Origin of the sequence: Rhizobium sp. CC-YZS058, assembly GCF_034720595.1 — a bacterium.
Lineage (GTDB): Bacteria > Pseudomonadota > Alphaproteobacteria > Rhizobiales > Rhizobiaceae > Ferranicluibacter.
Map to the genome: position 1 here is coordinate 127,446 of NZ_JAYESJ010000001.1, position 17,828 is coordinate 145,273.

Consider the following 17,828-nt stretch of genomic DNA (forward strand, 5'->3'; position numbering starts at 1 on the left):
CTCCGGCAAATGGCGGCGCTGCGCTATCTACCTCTGAACGCTCCTTCGCAGGTACTTGGGACGGCAAGCTTCCAAGTGGGACGCCCGTTCGCGTCGTGGTCACTGATGCAGGGGGAGTGAGCTACTATTTCAAAGGCCGAATACAGACGCTCCAGAACGTGATGATCACGAGCTCCCGGGTTTCCGCGACCGTAGGTACGAACGGCAGTACATTTACCCTGTCGCAGAACGGCTCGTATGTCTTTACTTGGGGGCCAACGGGCGAAATAACCCGTGCAATGCTCTCAAAGGTTTGAGTCCGAAACCTGCTCGCTTCCGAGTAGCCGAAAGTTCGCCCGTGGAGCAGGCAGATTGACACGTGATTCGCCGTTTGGGGTGCTCATGCTAGAGAGACAAGAAAGAGTGCTTCATCCTAGCGCCCTTCAGATTTAACATGTTATAATATAGATTGGTTTCAAAATGGCTGTTGATATTTCCGGCACCCGATCAGGCACATATCAGCTTCGCAACATATCGAACGAGACAGTGAACTTTCTCAGTGGAGCGGTCATAAATGCGAGCCGCGGTGCAGGCATTCTTGCGAGTTCGGTCACGAACCTAACATTAAATCTCGACGGATTTGTTGCAATTAGCGACACCTATGCACGCTCGTACGGTGTCCAAGTGAGTGGGAATGGAAACGCACTCAATGTCGGAACTAGCTTTGGGTTCTCCGAAGACAACCCAAACGTTGAGACCGGAGCGATATTCGTCAACGGCTCCAATAACTTCATAAGCAATTACGCCAATCTTGATTACCGCGAGGATATCCGCATTAGCGGCCCAGGGAATCTAGTTTCAAATTTCGGCCTCATGTCGAAAATCGAGATGAGTGTTGAAATGAGCATAGCTAACAACGGCCAACTAGGCCAGGTCACGGTGATGGATGGGACGTTCCGAACCAGCAATCTGACTACTGTGGTGAACGATGGGGAATGGGGAGGTTTTAATAACTCGGGTTCTTCAACCAAACTCAATGCGTTTGAAGGGAGCAGTGCAGCAGAGATAATTATCAACAACCACATTATCGCCGACGACGTCCGCTTCGGCGCGGGCAACGATATTTTCCGCAACAATGGCGGATACATGGGTGGTCTTGTTTTCGGGGGAGCTGGCGACGACACCTTCATTCTGGATCGAGGCACGGTCCGCGGGATCGGAGGTCCGCTGACAGGCCTCTACAACGCAATCGAGTACGCAGGTGAGGGGGTCGATACGGTAATCCTTACCGAGGATTTCATAAACGATTTGACCGGCGTATTTCAGATATTCGAAAACGTAGAAGATCTGATACTTATGGGTGTTTCTGCAGGAAAGGCGCGCGGCAACAGTCTCGATAACGCACTGTACGGTAGCGAGGGAAAGGATTTCCTGGACGGCGCAGATGGCAACGACCGGCTAGAGGGGGCGGGTGGAGCGGATACATTGATAGGTGGCGCCGGCATCGACACAGCGGTCTATTTAGGTAACCAAGCTAACTACGTCGTGACGCAGGACGCGAATGGTAGTGTGACAGTCCGCGGCATAGGCGAACGCGCCGAAGATGGCACCGACACCCTTTCTTCGATCGAAAAGCTCGCGTTTTCTGATGGCACAATCGACCTGAACACGTTCGTCAACGTGGCACCCGTGATTACCTCGAATGGTGGCGGTGCCACTGCACTCATCAGACTAGTGGAGGGTGGAACTTCCGTGACGAAGGTTCAAGCTAGAGCAGAGCAAGGTAAGCTTAGCTTTTCCCTTTCCAGCAGTGACGATGCGGCATTGTTTACAATCGATTCTGTAACTGGAGTGCTCGCATTTAAAAGGACAACTGATTTCGAGACGCCACGCGACGGCGGACGAGATAACATTTACAACGTGACGGTCATCGCTAGCAATGGGGCGAAGAGTGATCAGCAGGACCTGAGTGTGCTTGTGAAAGACAAATCGGGTCTGACGCTTAGCGGTTCATCAAAGAATGATGTCCTCAGGGGCACTTCTGAAAGTGACGTGCTGTCCGGTGGTAAGGGGAACGATAAACTTTTGGGAGGGGCGGGGAATGACAGACTGATTGGTGGTCTTAATTCTGATGTTCTAACCGGCGGCAGCGGAAAGGACACGTTTGTCTTCAATGCGAAGCTGGGTTCAACGAACATTGATAAGATAACGGATTTCACTGTCCGTAGCGACTCTATCCAGCTTGACGACGACATATTCAAAAAAGTCGGCAAAATTGGCGACCTCGCTTCCTCAGCATTCTGGACAGGCGCAAAAGCGCATGATGCGAACGACCGCATCGTCTATGACAAAAAGTCTGGTACGCTATGGTACGATCAAGACGGCAACGGAGCAGCGAGCGCCGTTCAGATTGCGCAGATGAGTAAGAATCTGACGTTGTCGGCGCTAGATTTCGAGATAGTCGCCTGAAGATTCCAACTCAGTGAAGTGCGAGCCCTTCAATCAGCGACTGATGACGCAAGGGAGTTGCGTCATTCGAGTTGGCGACAGCCTAAGCAACTAATCTTCACAATGCCTTCGGGACCATCAGCGAGCTATAGTTCGTTGGAGCCTTAGCCGTAACAGAATGCGTTCCGAAAGAGGTGGTTCGGTTTGTCTGAACAGTTTCGGGCGTTTTGCTAAGTGGATTTCCGCCTCGATTATGCCGCCACCATCATCGGTGCCAGCGCGTTAAAGTAGGCCTGATCCGGCGTCTGCCGGCCAAGGGATGAATGTGGGCGTCTGGTGTTGTAGAAGTTCAGATATCGGCCGATGCCAGCGCGTGCCTCGGACACAGTCTTGTAGGCATGGAGGTAGACTTCCTCGTATTTGATCGAACGCCAGAGCCGCTCGACGAAGACATTGTCTCGCCAGGCACCCTTGCCATCCATCGAGACGGCGATCTGCGACCTCTTCAGCACGGCGGTGAAGTCGATGGAGGTGAACTGCGATCCCTGGTCGGTATTGAAGATTTCCGGCTTGCCATGACGGGCAAGTGCCTCCTCCACCGCCTCGATGCAGAAGGCTGCTTCCATCGTGATCGACAAGCGCCATGACAAGACCTTCCGGCTGAACCAGTCCACGACGGCGCACAGATAGACAAATCCCCGCGCCATGGGGATGTAGGTCAGGTCCATTGCCCAGACCTGATTGGGCCGGGTGACTGCCAGCTTTCGTAGGAGGTAGGGATAAATCTTGTGCCCTGGCGCCGGTTTCGAGGTGTTCGGGCGGCGGTAGATCGCCTCGATGCCCATCTTCTTCATCAGCGTGGCGACGTGTAGTCGCCCGGTCTCCAGACCTTCTCCTCTCAAGAGCCCCTGCAACATCCGACTTCCGGCAAAGGGGTAGTCGAGATGCAGTTCGTCAATCCGGCGCATAAGGGCCAGATCGCCGTCAGACACCGGACGTGGAGAATAGTAGACGCTGCCACGGCTGAAGCCGAGAAGCTTCGCCTGGCGCACGACGGATAGCTTGTGCTCGCGGTCGATCATTTCTTTCCGCCCAGCAATCCCGCCTTGCCGAGCGCACCGGATAAAAAATCGTTCTCCAGTGTCAGTTCGCCGATTTTCGCGTGCAGCGTTTTGACATCGATGGTCGGACCCGACGGCTCCGCCTTCGTTTCATCGCCGAACACACCCGTCGCCCCCTCAAGGAGCTGGTCTTTCCATTGCTTGATCTGGTTGGCGTGCACATCGAACTGCTGGGACAACTCCACCAGCGTCTGCTCACCTCGGATGGCGGCAAGTGCCACCTTCGCCTTGAAAGCCGGGCTATGGTTCCGGCGCAGTCGTCTCGTCATGGTCTCTCCTGTTCCCGGCATCTAAGCCGAAGTCAGGCAGAAACTCCACTCATCCCCGATGTGCAGATTTCCCGAGCCAGCTCTATCATCGTATCTCACAATGCACGCAAGCTCTGGAAGCGGTCCATCAGCTCGTGGACGAGGCTACCCTTGAGACACGTCGCAAGACTGTCGCGGTGGTTACTCCCATATCTTTCGAGCTGGCATCTGCCCTTATCCTTCTCGCAAAACTACGCTCGCTTGGTCAGGCTGATGTGAACGAAAACGCTGTATGGCAGGCAGCGCAGATGAGAATGGCCAGTGCGCGCCACGCGCTTTTCGTTGCACAAGACGATGGCGATTTGCCCTACTCCTTCCGCGGCTCGGCTTTGTCGATATAGGACCGAAATACAAGAACGGGACGACGCGGCCTCATCCAGCAGGGTTGACCACAATAGATTCAGTCGTGGCCGCCACTAGCTTTTGCGCGGTATGGGACATACACCCACAGTCGTGGATGCGAACTGCAGCTCCTCGTGTCAAGGATTCTCGATATGCTGGACGAACTCAAGCAGGCTGTGAACGCGTTTGCGATCGAGATCCAGCTGGTGGAAGAAACGTCCGCACTTGGCATGGTTCAGGGCTATCATGTGATCCGGCCCGCCAAATCGATCGAAGAGCTCCAAGCGTTGAAGGTGACGCATGCTGAGGCGTTCCGCGCTCTTGCTGGGGAAGTTCACTCCCTCACCACGACGAGCGAGCTAGACGCCTTCCGTCGTCGTTTTGCAGCTTCAAGTGTTGCCCTCCGCCAGGTGCTCCCGCTGCCAACCCTAGCTGCTCAAAGATACGTAGATGCCGCTTTGGTAGGAGCAGCGTCGCATTTGTCCAGGATGAACAGCGTTACATAGCTCAACCGCGAAACGCAGCGGCCCCACATCTTGACTACCGATGGCGCTTGGAAGAGCCTGTCAGACACGACCCGGAGACCATCATGACCAATGACGCAAGCTACAGAACCGCTGATCGCGCTGGCTACATCCTCGGCGCGATTGTCAGCATCTTGGTGTATGGGATCGTCCTATTCCCCATGCTCAAAGCATTACTGGCGTAGGCCGCCAGCACCGCGCGTGGCCCTATCAGATCATTGTGGGGAGATTGGGTGCACGTCAGAGCACGAACAAGTCTAGCGTCCGCGTTGCATCCTGCATCAGTAGGCCTTGTGGATTGACAACACGTCCTGGGCGAGCCTACGTCTAGGCATCGATCGGTACCGAGAGAGGCAGACGCCTTCGAGGTGTAAATGGGAACGTGACGGGCGGACCAATATTCGGCGCCCATATCACGGCCGACCCCGCGACTGTAGAGTGGCGAGGAATTATCGAGCCGGCACCCCGGCTAAAGTCACTGCGTTGGAACGGCGAAGGCCTCAGATACGCGGGAAGACGAGAGTATTCCGAAGGCGAATGCATATCGCCCGACGCCATGAGCCAGGAAACCTGCCGAGCGATAGGAGCGTCGTGCTCCGACCGGGGTTCATCCCCGTACGCGCCATCACGGAGGTTGTTATGGCTCATTCTCGTTCCAACGCTGCGGCTTTGCCGCTGAGCGACCGTCTTATCGCCGGCGTATTCTCCCTATTTCTCGGCGCTGCCCTCATCTTCGCGGCAGGATTGGCCAATTCATCGACGCTGCACGACACAGCGCATGATGTTCGCCATTCCTTCGGGTTTCCCTGCCACTAACGACAGCGTCCCTCTTCAGCGATAACCCAGCCCGCCACCTCAGCAGTGGCGGACGCGCTTTGGCTTGCGCTGCAGAGGGCAGAGGATCAAAATATGATTGTAAGAACTCTACTGGTCGCACTCGTGGCCGGGCTTATAGCAGGCGTCTTTATGACTGGCCTGCAACAACTGCGGCTCGTCCCGCTCATCCTGGAAGCTGAGACTTACGAAGGCGCTTCCGGTCCTCATGAAGACCATGCAGCTGTCTTCCAACACCCTGTCGAAGCCCTTGCGCAGTATCTGCTCGTGACGCCGGCTCACGCCCACAGTGACAATGCTGAGGAAGAAGCCGGCGGAACGCTGTTTGGCCTTGATCGGTTCTCTGGCACCCTTCTTGCCAACCTTGTGGCTGGGGCTGGGTTTGGCTTGCTGATGGCGGGCGTTAGCGTCGTTATTGGTCACCCTTTGACAGCTGCCAACGGCTTGATCTGGGGATCGCTTGGCTGGTTGGCAGTCCATCTTCTGCCGTCCCTAGGACTACCACCCGAACTGCCGGGCTTCCCTGCAGCGGATCTGACGGCCCGCCAAATTTGGTGGATCGCAACTGTGTTCATCTCAGCCGTAGGTTTAGGCATGTTGGCGCTTCGGCGAGAGTCAGGCCTGCAGGTTGGTGGTCTACTGCTTATCGTTCTACCACACCTTTGGGGCGCGCCCCAGCCAAGTGATATTGCTAGCCCAGTGCCGGCTGTTCTTGGGGCGGAGTTCGCAGTAGCAGCCCTCGGAACGACTCTGGCTTTCTGGCTGGTGCTCGGCCTTGTCAGTGGTTGGATTAACGTCCGCTACGGCAAAGCAGCCTAGGGCAACGACTACGCTGGCGGCAGCGCATCGACGAAAGCCGCCAGTCTTTTCCTCTGAACGGCAGTCGGAAACAACCCGCAGTTATCGCATACGGTGCCGCCGGGAGCCTGGTAAGCGAGACAACATCCTGCCCTCCGAAGAAAATAGCGGTCTTGCTCGCTGCCTGACCTGCTCATACAGATGAAGTCCGTGTCAAGCGAGTGAAACAGGGCCCGCTCGTCCCTTACGATGGCCAACCCCGCCTTCCGACCTTCATACCCACGCCCCACGGCATCACCCATCTGCTGAAACGCCAAAGCGACGCTGTCCGCAACAAGCCGCCACTGCATGGTCGGTTCTAGGCCGGTTGTCTCCGCTATGGAGAATACGAACGGTTGCATCCATCCGTTCAGTATCAGAGCAGCGTTGCTGGGTTCGACGATTGGGATGAGCATGGCTAAATGAAGTTTGATATGCGGCCCGTCAGCGCTGTTGCAGTTACGCCATTCGATCGATGCTACGTAGGTGTCCAAAGGCGGTTCGCATTTGTTCGCCAAAGCCAGGATTGCAAGAACCTTTGCGAGTTGAAAACTAAGGATAGCCACAGCATGAGCACCTCTGGCTTTAGGAGTGAGACTCTCCTCGAAGCGGTCAGGGTGACCAAGCAAGGATGCCACGATCCGCTCGTCGGCTGCGGCGTCTTCGAACGGAAGGTACGGCTCACTTTCGGAGCCAAGCTCGACTTGAACGAAGGGTACATGCGTCGCGAGCAGGGAAACGATTTCGGAGTTTCTCATGGGCATGCAATCCAATTCGCACGAGAAACGGGTATGTGCCGAGACGCTCGCTCTCTGACAAGTGTGGACAACCGTTCCAGACGACGGCATCTAGTAGATGACCACATCGAATGATGATGTGGCGGTCAGGCTCTAGGGTCCGCCCCGAGCAACTGATAGTCACGACGTGCTCGTGCCAGGTACGATACGACCGCAGCTAGCACGATACTGCCGCCGATGATCGTGTTCGTCTCAACGCTTTCTGAGAAGAAGAGCCACACCCACAACGGACCAAGGGGAACATCGAGCAGGGAGATCAAGCCAGCTTCACCAGAGCGGATCATGCGTCCACCAACCATCGACATCACGTTTGCCACCCCGGTGGTTAGCGCGCCCAATAGTGCGCAGGCGAGAAGCTGAGATGCATTTGGTGGCGCTGCCGACGATGTGAGCGGAAACGCTATCATTGCGCTAACGCCGGCGGCTGCCACCGTCACGAGCGTCATATCCAGTTCCGGGTATCGCTTGGCTTGCACGAGGGACGCTGCGAAACCAGCAGTCATCACGAAGGCAGCCAATATTCCGATAGAATCCTGAGTGGTCATAACGCCCATCATCATGACGGCCACCCCGACTGAAGCCACCAAACCGCAGATGACAAAGCGATAGGTAGCGCGTTCGTTGAAAGCGAAGAATGCTATAATCGCCGCGATGAACGGTAGCGCAGCGTATACCGTCATGACGTTTGCGACAGTGGTCAGCTGTAGCGACACGACGTAGCTGATACCGGACACAACGCCAATCGCGACTGCAAGGAAGCCTGGAGGCGAAAATGTAGCTTTGATGGCGGCGGGCTTGTCTCTCTCCACGACCAACCAAAAAAGCCCGAGCGTGATGAACGCGAACAAAGAACGCCACGCGACGATTGACCATGTATCAAGAGCTGCTAACCGCACGAACAAGCCCGCTGTACTCCAAAGCACAGTTGCGATGAGCACGACGATGAAGCCGTTAAGGCGGGTTTGGGCCATCTAAATCTCCCGAACAGACATGACTGGAGCGTAGGGACAATTAGCTCAGCCGGCAATCGGACGGATTTAGTTTTCGGCCTTGGATCGTCGTTGGAGACTTGTCGCTGACACCTAGATGCCTTCAAGGATTCCTTGATCCTTTGTGCGCTAAAAGAAGCCTTCTGCTTTTGGACACGTGCGATGAATCTCTGGAATGATCTCCTCGGCAACCTTGCTGTAGTCGCTATTGGGACGTCCTTGTGGACGTTCTGCAACCAATGGGCAGCTCGGCGGTCGTCATCATTATCGACAGTGCTGCTAAGCCTTTTCATGGCTCTCGGTTCTGTTGCCGTCATGCTGATGCCGTTTGAGCTGCAGCCTGGCGTCTATCTCGATCTGCGCTACACGTTCATTGCAGTAGCGGGGTATTTTGGAGGGCCGCTCGCAATTGCGATGCCTGTAGTGGCTGCGCTCGTTACTCGCTACTACATCGGTGGAACAGGTCTGTGGATCGGGGTTTTCCATATCCTGCTGACTGCCGTCAGCGTCCTGACGATCCGCTCCCTGTTCAGCAAACGGCGTTCGCTTGAACATGGGTTGTTTGCTCTCACCATCACCGTGCCTTTCAGCGGCACTGTCGGTTTTGCATACATGATCGCTCCACAGCGTTGGCCAGTCGTCTTCGAATCAGTGGTCGCCCCGGTCGCCGTAGCCCTGATGGTCTCGACCCTTATCTCGTCCCTTGCCATCGTGCAGGAGCGTCGGCGCCGCGCGGTCACGAATGAGAATCTGATCTATCGTGCAATTATTGAAGCGCTCCCGGACTGCCTCAACGCGAAGGACCTGAACGGTCGTTTTATAGCAGCAAACCCAGCAACTGCAGAGCTTATGCACGCTGACACTATCACGCACTTACTCGGTAAGACCGACGTTGATTTCTACCCGCCGGACACCGCGCGTGAATTTCGAAATGTGGAGCTTGAGTTTCTGAAACGCGCTGAGCCGATAACGATCGAGCAGAGATTCACTCTTCCGAGCGGAAACGAAACCTGGTTGTCGACACTGAAAGCACCCATTCGGGACGAAGCAGGCGCCGTCGTCGGCATTGTCACCCACAACCGCGAGATTACAGCTCAGAAGCAGGTTGAAGCACAGTTGGCCCTTGCTCAGCAGCGGCTAAAGGAAGCCGTTTCCACGATGGCGAACGGCCTTGCAATGTTCGATGCTGAAGGCAAACTCGCGTTCTGTAACCGTCAGTATCTGGAGATGTTTCCCCTCACAGCCGATGTCAGGCAAGTGGGCGTATCGCTTAGAACTATAATCAAGGCTGCAATCGTTCGCGGTGAGGACCCGATGGTTCATGGCTGTGAAGACACGATGATCGAGCGAACGTTCGCCGCACTTCTCACGGTAGGTGTTCGCGAGATGCAATTGGCGGATGGTCGATGGATCGAGACCAGGACGCGTCAAACAGCTGAGAACGGTGCGCTGGTCGTGTTCACCGACATCACCCACATCAAGGATGCCGAGACAAAGCTGCAGTTGCAGAACTCAATTCTCACGAGGCTAGCCGCAACCGACGCATTAACAGGCTTGGCCAATCGTCGTGCATTTGACGAGGCTCTCATTGAGAATACTCTTGAGTCGGGCAGAGGAGGGCACGATGTCGCCTTGCTCCTCATCGACGTGGATTGCTTCAAAGCCTATAACGACACCTATGGGCATCAAGCCGGCGACGTGTGCCTGCAGAGCGTTGCATCATGCGTGAAGAACGTCGCGGCGGCCTTTCCGAAAGCGCATGTTGCGCGCTACGGTGGCGAGGAAATCGCTGTCATTTTGCCGAATTTGGATGCGGACGGCGCATTGCGCGCAGGTGAACGGATCTGCACTGCCATCCGGTCGGCTGGTCTCGTGCATGAGACAAGCGAAAAAGGCATCGTCACGGCAAGCGTTGGCGTCGCGATGATGAGCCGCCGACAAGGCCGCCGCATCACTGACCTGATCGAAGATGCTGACCGCGAGCTCTATCGCGCGAAGGCAGGAGGGCGTGATCAAGTAAGAATTGGGGGCATCCCGACCAGTGGCGAGATGGTTTCAGTAGGAGTCATAGCTGCGAACTCGGCAACCTGACTGGACCACTCTTCTTTTGTACCAGTCTAAAGACGCGCTTGCTCAAGGGCTCCCCGGCCCCCCCCCCTAGTGCAATGAATGAAGAGCCAGCTTTGGTGATCGGAAACTGGCTCTCCTCTAGTTCAAGGCGCTAGAACTGTTTGTATAAGATCGAAACCAGGTTCTTCGGTTCTTCCGCTTCGACAAGGCCTGATGCACCGAAAATGTCGGGGGTCGGCGATTTAAATAGAGCCGACAGGAGAGCAAGTGACCGGGTCTCGCGTGAGGTTGCGAAAGCGCGGTCTCGCTCCAGTGCAGCCGCGTCCTTCGGTCCGGCGGCCGAACTTAGTCCATCACTTGTACTCTTTTCCGCCTTCGACCTCCTGGAAACATACTCGTATCGCATTGCCTTGGCGGTGGCCCGAGAACGATCTAGGTCGGATAAGTCGTCCTCGTTAGAAAGGGACGATTGCTCGCTATGGCCCGCAATCTGAGTTGATTCTTGGCTGGGCCCTTTCTGCGCGGTCTCCGCCTTTTGCGAGCTGGCTGGCATTGCGCTGCTAGCAGGCTCAGGTCTTTGCTGCTCTTGTTTGGCGGCTGGTTGGTCGGTTGAGTTCTCAACCGGCGTGGATTGCTGTGGCTCGACTGCGGCATTCGACTGGGACGTCGAACCTGAACTTCCGTTCACGGTCGAAGAGTTGGAGGGTGTTGGCTGACCGCTTGGCTCGTACGTCCGCTCTGGCCCAGCCGGAGATTGCTCTTCAGCGGACACAGCAGATGGTGGCGGCGCTGACTGTGCTGGCTGCTCCGAAGAGGTGGTCTGAGTGGTAGAAGAGCTGGGCGAAGAGGCCGCGCTCGATCCCGAAGAGGAGGGTGCCGTCGATTGGGGAGTGCCTGCGATAGAGATGCCTGAAATGATCATAAGTGCTGCCTTTAGTATGCCTGTCGCAGCTGTACCGGGCATACCTGACCATTATGTTGAGGAAGAAGATGGTAATTGAGCAATTTCGGTTTTCTTGCTAGCGTCACATATGCGCCGCTCCGAACAGCCTCGCAACCCTCTGGCGTCATCTATATCGTCACGTGCTTCTTGAAAGCACCAGTGAAGCCGCTAGCTTCTTTACACCTTAAGTAGGAGCAAGTGTGAGATGACGCAGGAACTTCAGAGCTATAGGGTAAATGGTTACGACATCTTCGGAACCGAAAAAGCTATGTTGTGGCAGGTCTACGACTACGACCATCCAGTCGGCGGTGACTTTGAAACACTAGAGGAGGCAGAAGCCCACGCTCTCTCGCTGAGGCCTCGTGAGACGCCGAGTCACTTACCATTCTAGCGAACACAATTAAATTGTGCCGGCAGTCTTTGATCATGACGCTTCGTGTTCTTTCGCTCATTCCGCTGGCCGAACAAGGATCTCAACACGACGGTTTTTTTGCCTGCCATCTGGATCGTCTTTTCCCTCTGGCGTTTCGTTTGGTGCGACCGGATTACCTTCGCCGCGTCCTTCGGTATCAATTAACGCGGCTTCGAAACTCTCTTTCTTTGTCAGAAAGTCCTTCACCGCATCGGCGCGACGAAAGGAGAGCTTGAGATTGTAGCCGTCACTGCCTTTGCTGTCGGTATATCCATCAACCAAGAAGCGAGCCTTGTCGAACCGCTCTCGAACATCCTTGGACATGGCTTCGAGGGCCTGTGTCGCCTTGGGGCGGAGAATCGCCTTATCGAAGTCGAAGAGGATATCGGCTGAAAGCGTATATCGCACGCCACCTTCGACCTCCTGAACATCAAGACCTTTCACTGCAGGTGGTGGCGGCGGAGCCGTCTTCGGCCCTAACGCTAATTCCTCCTCCGTCATCGCTGGAGACGTAAACTCAATCCGCGGCGACACGAAGCCGATCGACGGCGATGAGAAACTGATGCTTGGCGACGACGCCGAGAAACCTGGCGGAACGGCTGACGGCGCTTCTTGTGCGATAGCGCCGACCGCCATTGACATCGCAAGTGCACTCCCAAGTACGAGACGGCCAATCATTCGACAGGTACGTCCATTACGGGCAGTGTAGAACCGAACCTGACAGCGAACGGTCCAGGGTTGGTGACGGGTGGAGCAAACCAAGCCCAAGCCTTGAACGTCTCGCCTGGATTGAGCGGCGCTTCTGGCGGCTGAGTGCACAAGCATTCACTTGCCACACCAATCCTGAAGCTGATTTTGTTGGGAAAGTCGTAGAGCGTGATTTCGTTTAGGCCGTAGGCAGCGCGACCGATGCCAATTTCCGCCAGATTGACCGCCGCGCTGCTGTTGTTCGTTACCTCGTAGTCGAGCTGGACGATTTCCTGTCCCGGGACACGCTTGAGGTCTATGACCCGGGCACTTACGCCAGGCTGCAGCTCAACTATCTTAGGTGCGTCTTGTGCGAGCGCTGCCGGACCAGCAAGTAGTGTCATAGCGGTCAGAAGCGTTACGGCTAAACGACTCGGCATGGTTTCTCCCCTCCCACCGAACTTTTGGCAGCCTACACCTTTGCACTCTCCTCACAAGCTCCGTCGCGAGCTTTTCTTAGGAGAGTAATCGGCAGGATGGTGCCTCGAAGCAAAACAAAGCTTGCCGCTAGCTGTTAGTCTACGAGTCCCTTCTGTCTCGCGTCATTCATCAGCCGCGCATAATCCTTGCACTCAGTCATTTCGGGGCGCTTGCTGCAGAACTCAGCAGTCCTTTGCCTGTTCTTCGCCATCACAGCAGGCATAAGTCGCTGCATTTCCTGCATATCGGGCTGGGAGGCGGCCTGAACTGCGTTCTGAGACAGACCTGTTGGATCAAGCGATGACGCCACGTAAGCTGGAGCCATCTTGCTCTGGCGTTCGCCCGCCGCCAGAAACCTTGCTTCTTCCTCCGCCGTGGCCGGCTTAGCATTTCTGTAGTCGGCCGCTGTAAGCTTCTGTACCTGGGCACTCGGCGGCATTGCCCCTTGGCACCCATATAGAAGCGCCTGCGCTATAACCAGTGCTGCAACTTTAAGGTTGCGCATAAGAAATCTCCGAAGTTAGCCTTTGCCCTGCCGAAGCAGTCGTGTTCGTCGATGAAGATACAATGCCGCGTTTACTGCGCCTGCTACCCTGGGAACACCCGCGCGCATCGCACCCGTGCCTGTGCTGTCATCGATCGAGCCTCTTAGCTCTAGGCCTCTTCGCTGCAGTCTGGACAGTTGAGATTGCAGCCTGGCCCGTCGTTGAGGCATCAGCATCGGCTTCTGCCAAATGCGAGTCTTCAAGCAGCTTCTCGACAGTTTCAACGTCTACTGCCCTGATGCGAATGAGCTTACCGCCAAGCCGAAAGGAGGGAAGTTTGCCACTTTCTATAAGATTGCGAACGTGGCGCTCAGAGCACCCCCAGCGCTTCGCGACCATGGCGGGCGTGAATACCTTCCTGGCCTCGTCATAGACCGGTTTTAGCGGTCTCGCTTCAGAGCCCATGTTTGCACGCTTGCTAGATAGATCGGAGTGAAGGTCTGAAGCTTGGCTTTTTTGTTGGCCTCTCGGCTTGGGGCGGGCATCTTCTAGAATGGCCTCCAGATCCTCTGGCATGAAGAACATCGACTTCCCGATGACTCGGAATGCTCCGAGACGTCTGGCTATGTCACGAAGGGTCCGCTCCGAGATAATGATGCCGTTCGCGGCGAATCTCTCCACAAGTGCTTCCGGCGTGATCAGTTCTGGAAACTGCCAATTTTGTCGGGTTTCCGGCGCGTCGTTCATACCACTTCGCCTTTCTGCTCATACAGACCGTAGGGTCACCCTTAGCACCTGAAGAGCACAAGTCTTTCAATCCTGCGGATTGATGTTTGCATCTAAGTCTGACTCGCCAAAAGCTAGAACATGGTGTCCAAACATAACCTAGGGAGGCCATATGATTCGGATTGACATTCACACTCGTCAGATATCGCCAGAAACGAAAGTTTTCGTAGCTCGGCCCGGTGGAAAGTATCGATTCTTCGAATTATTCGTGGAACGAAATTTTGTTGGACCGGACTTGCCCGGGCTTGCGCTCCCGCACTTCGCTGACCTCTCAGAGGTTGAAGACTTGGAGGAGCGAGTTAAACGATCCTACGATACGAGAAAGTACATCTTCCGTGGCGAGCGGGACATCGATCCGCCGGTAGAAGAACTTGAATATTATCGTGACCGCCCGAACAACCGCGCTATATCTCAGCTACTAGGCGTCGTTCGAGCGTACTTCCGGACAATGAAAGCCGGCGACCTAGTTATTGTCCCGCCGGCAGCTTTTCGTGGCCGCGCGATGATTGGAGAACTTACCGGCCTGCCAAACGAAGTCGCCAGCGTCAGACCGGTCGAGTATGACGGTAAGCCGCTCGATGGGCGGAATGTGGTATGGCGGGCTGATATTGAGAAAAATAAGCTGCCGGCCCAAACCCTCGACGCGCTGCAGAAACCCTCACCACTTTTCTTGGTAACGAGAGAGGCTTGGCCGTCAATTTTCCGGCGTGCATACGGCTCGTACTCGATGCCGAACGAGTATGCCGCCCGGTTCGAAATCACCTCGGACGGCTTCCAAACAGTCGATGACTTCAGAATACAAGCGTTCTTTAGCTTCGTTACGAAGAACACAGAGCTGGTCGCTGACGGTGCAGGCCGGGTCCTTCCGCTGAAGGATGCCGCGTTTGCAAGCTCCCGCATTCCCCCTGAGCTCTATACGAACGTTAACTCTCCCGGCGGTCTCTCGTTGAAATCCAGCATAATCACGCCTATTGTAATCTCGGTGATGCTCACCCTGGCGATAGTTGTGGGACCCGAGGCATATGCCCAAGCTGAAGCTGGCATGATCCTTTTCGGCAACTCGCAAGCACCAGCTAATGATGCGTGCACATTGGAAGTCAGCCAGCAAGTCATTACTCAACTACAACTTCTCGGGTACGATCGGTGGGCCGAAGCCTGCGAAGTCGCCCGTGCTGCCTCGGAACGAACCGGGATATCAACTTCAGTCGGTGTCGAAAACTAATGTTTAGATGGTTTTCAAGTCTACCTGAATGGTTGCGCAACGGCATCCTGGTGCTGGTGGGCAGTGTTGGTGGCTGGCTGGGTAGTCAGTGGATGGATTATCGCACAGCATACAAGGAAAGCCTTGGCGAGAATTATGAGCGCTTCGATACCGCTGCATCGGCGGTCCAGGAATCCCTGATCCGATTTGCAGACATCGCCAGTGGTGAAACGAAGAAGTCTGACGAGGACGTGAACACTATTCAGAATCGCTTAATTGCTGCCGTGAGTGCCGCAGAGGATCTGCAGCGCCGCCTGAAGGCGGACGAGAGAGTGATTGCCGGCTATCGATTGGCTACCGTTGAACTCAAGCATGAGTCCGATAAGGTAACCGGTCCTCTTGATGCCAAGCCGCTGGTGAGAGCGGTTAACTCCTACCTGGTTGCGGAAAAATCCCTGCGTGACCATGTGGTGGAGCAGCAAAACTCGTTCCTCTATTGAAGCTGCTGTCAGCCTTCCTGACGAGCGGTCGACGGCTCCGGAGCCCATCGAGAGCCACAGGCATAGCAAGCCATGCGGACGAGGACGAGAAAGGCCTTTTCTTCGCGGCTGATGATCTCCTCCGATAAGCCGGCCGCGGTCAATTGCTTTCGTGCGGTCTGGCCGGTCTGCCTAATGATGTGTTCGGCCTCTCGCTGCGTCCTGGCTGCCTTGAGGCGCAAGGCGATCCGCAGGGCATGACCATGGCGGCGACTAGCTGGGAATGGGGTGACGGTCACCGGCGGTCCTTTTTTGCGAGCGAGGACGCGATGAAAGAACACTCGAAGTGACTGAGGCAGTGGTTTAGATTAGCATGGGGCACGGCGGGGCCTCCGGTAGCCATATACATGGTAACTATAACTGTATGCCTAGAGCATACACTCAGAGTCTAAAAACAGGCTCTATCGTATGCCCTGGACATACACTTGGCGGTCTATGGTATGCTCTGGGCGTACCATGCTCTGTTTATCGTATGCCCTAGGCACACCATTGGTATGCTCTGGGCATGCCGGGTTTTCTTCTTCAGGCCTCCAGTTCATGAACTCTTTCGTGCCTCCGGTCAGCACTCGGAGCGGCAAATCGCGCGGCAGATCGGTCAGCTCCCAACGTGTCGAGCGACCGTAGTTGCTGCCCTGCTTCGCGACCTTCCAATCGAAAGAGCCTTTGACCCCTGGCTTTATAAAGCCTTTCTCCTGCAGGCCAGTGAAGGCAGCCGCAACGGGCTTGTTGCTGCAGTTCAGGAGCCGCTCGGCCTAGCGATGTGACACGGGAATGTCGCCATTGTTCCGGCCGTTGTATCGGCGCTTGATGGCGATATAGAGCGCCTGCTCATAGACAGACGCAGCCTGCCAAGCGGCGCATTTGAAGAACCATTCATGCATCTGGATATAGTGACCGTCGCCAACAGTTCGCCCGGTCGCGTTGTGTTTCGCCATTAATCACCCTTGGCCTTCGGCTTCGCCAGTCGCACCCCAGCACCGCCCCCATTCTCTGGAATGAAGACAACCCCTGCGGCTTCCAACGCTCGTTTGATTGCGTCCACATTGCCGGCCGCGCTGCGCTCCGTTCCAATGCTCTCCATGCGCTTGATTGTCTGAGCGGAGAGGCCAGTAGCCTTCGCCAGATCCTCCTGCGTCATACCGACGAGCGCCCTTGCGGCCTTCATTTGGTTTGCGTCGATCACCTGATCATATCCTTCATGTCACTTTTTGTACATCCTCCGTATCCTGGCGGTTGACACCTAGCAATACGGCCATTATACCTAACGTACAACGTGGTTAATGCCAAGGGACATTTGAGATGTTCAACCGCTCTGAAATCATGAAGGACGCATGGGCGCGCTACCGTGACATTCGCGTGCGGTACTCGGCTAAGCAGATTGAGCGCGGCTTTGTGGATGGTTCGTTCTCGGCCTGCCTCGTCATCGCCTGGCGCGTTGCCAAAAAGCAGGCAGCCGCAAAGGCCCGTCAGGCTCGCATTGACGCGATGCTGACCACTGCCAACGGCGAACGCCTCCACGGCCTCCTCAACGCTCTGGAGTCCAGCAATTACCTCTCCTTCCGCTTCAGCCAGGGTGACGAGCGCGCCCGCATCGAACAGGCAATCAATCAACTCATCGGAGAAGCAGCATGAACATGGCACTGCACGCCTCGACGGTCCTTCCGTCGCTCGCCAGCCTCGGACAGCAGTTCGACCAGCTCTCGGCAGAGTATGACCACGCCTCCGCCCATTGCTCCGCTCTCATTGCTCAGAGCGAAAAGGAGATTGAGCAGGCCGGCATCGCGTACGGCTCGACGGCCTGGAGCTGCAGACGCTTTGCCACCTGCGGCGCTGCGATCCGCACGGCCGATAGCCTGAAGATGGACCTTGAAGAGCTGGCGCTGGAGATTGCCCGCCATCCGGTCGCGTCGATCGACGACCTTGCCGTGAAGGCCCGCGCGCATCTGGCATTGCAGGAGCCTCACGCGATCCTGACCGACATTGCCAATCTTCGCAGTCTCGGCCCCGCAACAGCCTGACACTCCGGGGGCTGACCGCCCCTTTCAC

Annotated in this window: 20 protein-coding genes and 1 riboswitch; of the genes, 10 read left to right on the forward strand and 10 right to left on the reverse strand. The window is 56.0% G+C overall.

The window, feature by feature from the left end; translation table 11 throughout:
* The first annotated feature begins 459 nt into the window (after nucleotides 1-459).
* The gene (locus U8330_RS00650) at nucleotides 460-2,448 is read left to right on the forward strand and encodes a hypothetical protein (protein WP_323103162.1); all 1,989 of its coding nucleotides are present in this window, start codon (nucleotides 460-462) and stop codon (nucleotides 2,446-2,448) included.
* A gap of 230 nt (nucleotides 2,449-2,678) precedes the next feature.
* Here the strand turns inward: U8330_RS00650 and U8330_RS00655 are convergent.
* Nucleotides 2,679-3,817, reverse strand: a protein-coding gene (locus U8330_RS00655; protein ID WP_323103163.1) for an IS3 family transposase whose coding sequence is annotated in 2 segments (ribosomal slippage) — nucleotides 2,679-3,559 and nucleotides 3,559-3,817 — 1,140 coding nt in all. Because the reading frame shifts where the segments join, the coding sequence is not laid out codon by codon here.
* A gap of 533 nt (nucleotides 3,818-4,350) precedes the next feature.
* Between U8330_RS00655 and U8330_RS00660 the strand changes: the two genes are divergently transcribed.
* The 3 genes from U8330_RS00660 (at nucleotide 4,351) to U8330_RS00670 (ending at nucleotide 6,375) form a co-directional block, all read left to right on the forward strand.
* A complete protein-coding gene (locus tag U8330_RS00660) occupies nucleotides 4,351-4,704 on the forward strand; it encodes a hypothetical protein (RefSeq protein ID WP_323103164.1) in 354 nt (117 codons plus the stop codon).
* A gap of 340 nt (nucleotides 4,705-5,044) precedes the next feature.
* Nucleotides 5,045-5,315, forward strand: a riboswitch (cobalamin riboswitch).
* Nucleotides 5,316-5,361: 46 nt separating this feature from the next.
* Nucleotides 5,362-5,538 (forward strand): CbtB domain-containing protein, encoded by a 177-nt coding sequence (locus U8330_RS00665; RefSeq protein ID WP_323103165.1) that lies wholly within the window; start codon nucleotides 5,362-5,364, stop codon nucleotides 5,536-5,538.
* A 93-nt stretch (nucleotides 5,539-5,631) separates the two neighbouring features.
* Nucleotides 5,632-6,375 carry a CbtA family protein gene (locus U8330_RS00670; RefSeq protein ID WP_323103166.1) on the forward strand — a complete coding sequence of 248 codons (744 nt, stop codon included), beginning with the start codon at nucleotides 5,632-5,634 and terminating at the stop codon, nucleotides 6,373-6,375.
* 8 nt (nucleotides 6,376-6,383) lie between these two features.
* On the opposite strand, the gene U8330_RS00675 is transcribed toward U8330_RS00670, so the two are convergent.
* Complete coding sequence (locus U8330_RS00675) at nucleotides 6,384-7,151, reverse strand: (2Fe-2S)-binding protein (protein ID WP_323103168.1); 768 nt, start codon at nucleotides 7,149-7,151, stop codon at nucleotides 6,384-6,386.
* A 125-nt stretch (nucleotides 7,152-7,276) separates the two neighbouring features.
* Nucleotides 7,277-8,161, reverse strand: coding sequence for a DMT family transporter (locus U8330_RS00680; protein ID WP_323103170.1), 885 nt, complete (start codon nucleotides 8,159-8,161; stop codon nucleotides 7,277-7,279).
* A 180-nt stretch (nucleotides 8,162-8,341) separates the two neighbouring features.
* Between U8330_RS00680 and U8330_RS00685 the strand changes: the two genes are divergently transcribed.
* Nucleotides 8,342-10,270 carry a diguanylate cyclase gene (locus tag U8330_RS00685; protein WP_323103172.1) on the forward strand — a complete coding sequence of 643 codons (1,929 nt, stop codon included), beginning with the start codon at nucleotides 8,342-8,344 and terminating at the stop codon, nucleotides 10,268-10,270.
* A gap of 803 nt (nucleotides 10,271-11,073) precedes the next feature.
* A complete protein-coding gene (locus tag U8330_RS00690; RefSeq protein WP_323103173.1) occupies nucleotides 11,074-11,250 on the forward strand; it encodes a hypothetical protein in 177 nt (58 codons plus the stop codon).
* A gap of 390 nt (nucleotides 11,251-11,640) precedes the next feature.
* On the opposite strand, the gene U8330_RS00695 is transcribed toward U8330_RS00690, so the two are convergent.
* The 4 genes from U8330_RS00695 to U8330_RS00710 all read right to left on the reverse strand — a co-directional run bounded on the left by U8330_RS00695 (nucleotide 11,641) and on the right by U8330_RS00710 (nucleotide 14,003).
* Nucleotides 11,641-12,282 (reverse strand): OmpA family protein, encoded by a 642-nt coding sequence (locus U8330_RS00695; RefSeq protein ID WP_323103174.1) that lies wholly within the window; start codon nucleotides 12,280-12,282, stop codon nucleotides 11,641-11,643.
* Entirely contained in the window at nucleotides 12,279-12,731 is a 453-nt protein-coding gene (locus U8330_RS00700; protein WP_323103176.1) for a hypothetical protein, read from the reverse strand. Before U8330_RS00700 ends, U8330_RS00695 begins: the two co-directional genes overlap by 4 nt.
* 134 nt (nucleotides 12,732-12,865) lie before the next feature.
* A complete protein-coding gene (locus U8330_RS00705) occupies nucleotides 12,866-13,276 on the reverse strand; it encodes a hypothetical protein (protein ID WP_323103177.1) in 411 nt (136 codons plus the stop codon).
* A 127-nt stretch (nucleotides 13,277-13,403) separates the two neighbouring features.
* A complete protein-coding gene (locus tag U8330_RS00710; protein WP_323103179.1) occupies nucleotides 13,404-14,003 on the reverse strand; it encodes a helix-turn-helix domain-containing protein in 600 nt (199 codons plus the stop codon).
* A 151-nt stretch (nucleotides 14,004-14,154) separates the two neighbouring features.
* Between U8330_RS00710 and U8330_RS00715 the strand changes: the two genes are divergently transcribed.
* Complete coding sequence (locus U8330_RS00715) at nucleotides 14,155-15,264, forward strand: hypothetical protein (protein ID WP_323103180.1); 1,110 nt, start codon at nucleotides 14,155-14,157, stop codon at nucleotides 15,262-15,264.
* Nucleotides 15,264-15,743: a hypothetical protein gene (locus U8330_RS00720; RefSeq protein WP_323103182.1), complete on the forward strand. Its 480-nt coding sequence runs from the start codon at nucleotides 15,264-15,266 to the stop codon at nucleotides 15,741-15,743. Before U8330_RS00715 ends, U8330_RS00720 begins: the two co-directional genes overlap by 1 nt.
* Nucleotides 15,744-15,751: 8 nt before the next feature.
* Here the strand turns inward: U8330_RS00720 and U8330_RS00725 are convergent, their stop codons facing one another.
* From U8330_RS00725 to U8330_RS00735, 3 genes are all read right to left on the reverse strand, one after another.
* The gene (locus tag U8330_RS00725; protein WP_323103184.1) at nucleotides 15,752-16,021 is read right to left on the reverse strand and encodes a DUF6074 family protein; all 270 of its coding nucleotides are present in this window, start codon (nucleotides 16,019-16,021) and stop codon (nucleotides 15,752-15,754) included.
* A gap of 513 nt (nucleotides 16,022-16,534) precedes the next feature.
* Nucleotides 16,535-16,717 (reverse strand): hypothetical protein, encoded by a 183-nt coding sequence (locus tag U8330_RS00730; RefSeq protein ID WP_323103185.1) that lies wholly within the window; start codon nucleotides 16,715-16,717, stop codon nucleotides 16,535-16,537.
* Entirely contained in the window at nucleotides 16,717-16,965 is a 249-nt protein-coding gene (locus U8330_RS00735) for a helix-turn-helix transcriptional regulator (protein ID WP_323103186.1), read from the reverse strand. The genes U8330_RS00730 and U8330_RS00735 overlap by 1 nt, the downstream gene beginning before the upstream one ends.
* A gap of 116 nt (nucleotides 16,966-17,081) precedes the next feature.
* Here U8330_RS00735 and U8330_RS00740 point away from each other — a divergent pair, with 116 nt between their 5' ends.
* Nucleotides 17,082-17,414, forward strand: coding sequence for a hypothetical protein (locus U8330_RS00740; RefSeq protein ID WP_323103187.1), 333 nt, complete (start codon nucleotides 17,082-17,084; stop codon nucleotides 17,412-17,414).
* Nucleotides 17,411-17,800 (forward strand): hypothetical protein, encoded by a 390-nt coding sequence (locus tag U8330_RS00745; protein WP_323103189.1) that lies wholly within the window; start codon nucleotides 17,411-17,413, stop codon nucleotides 17,798-17,800. Before U8330_RS00740 ends, U8330_RS00745 begins: the two co-directional genes overlap by 4 nt.
* Nucleotides 17,801-17,828 lie beyond the last annotated feature (28 nt).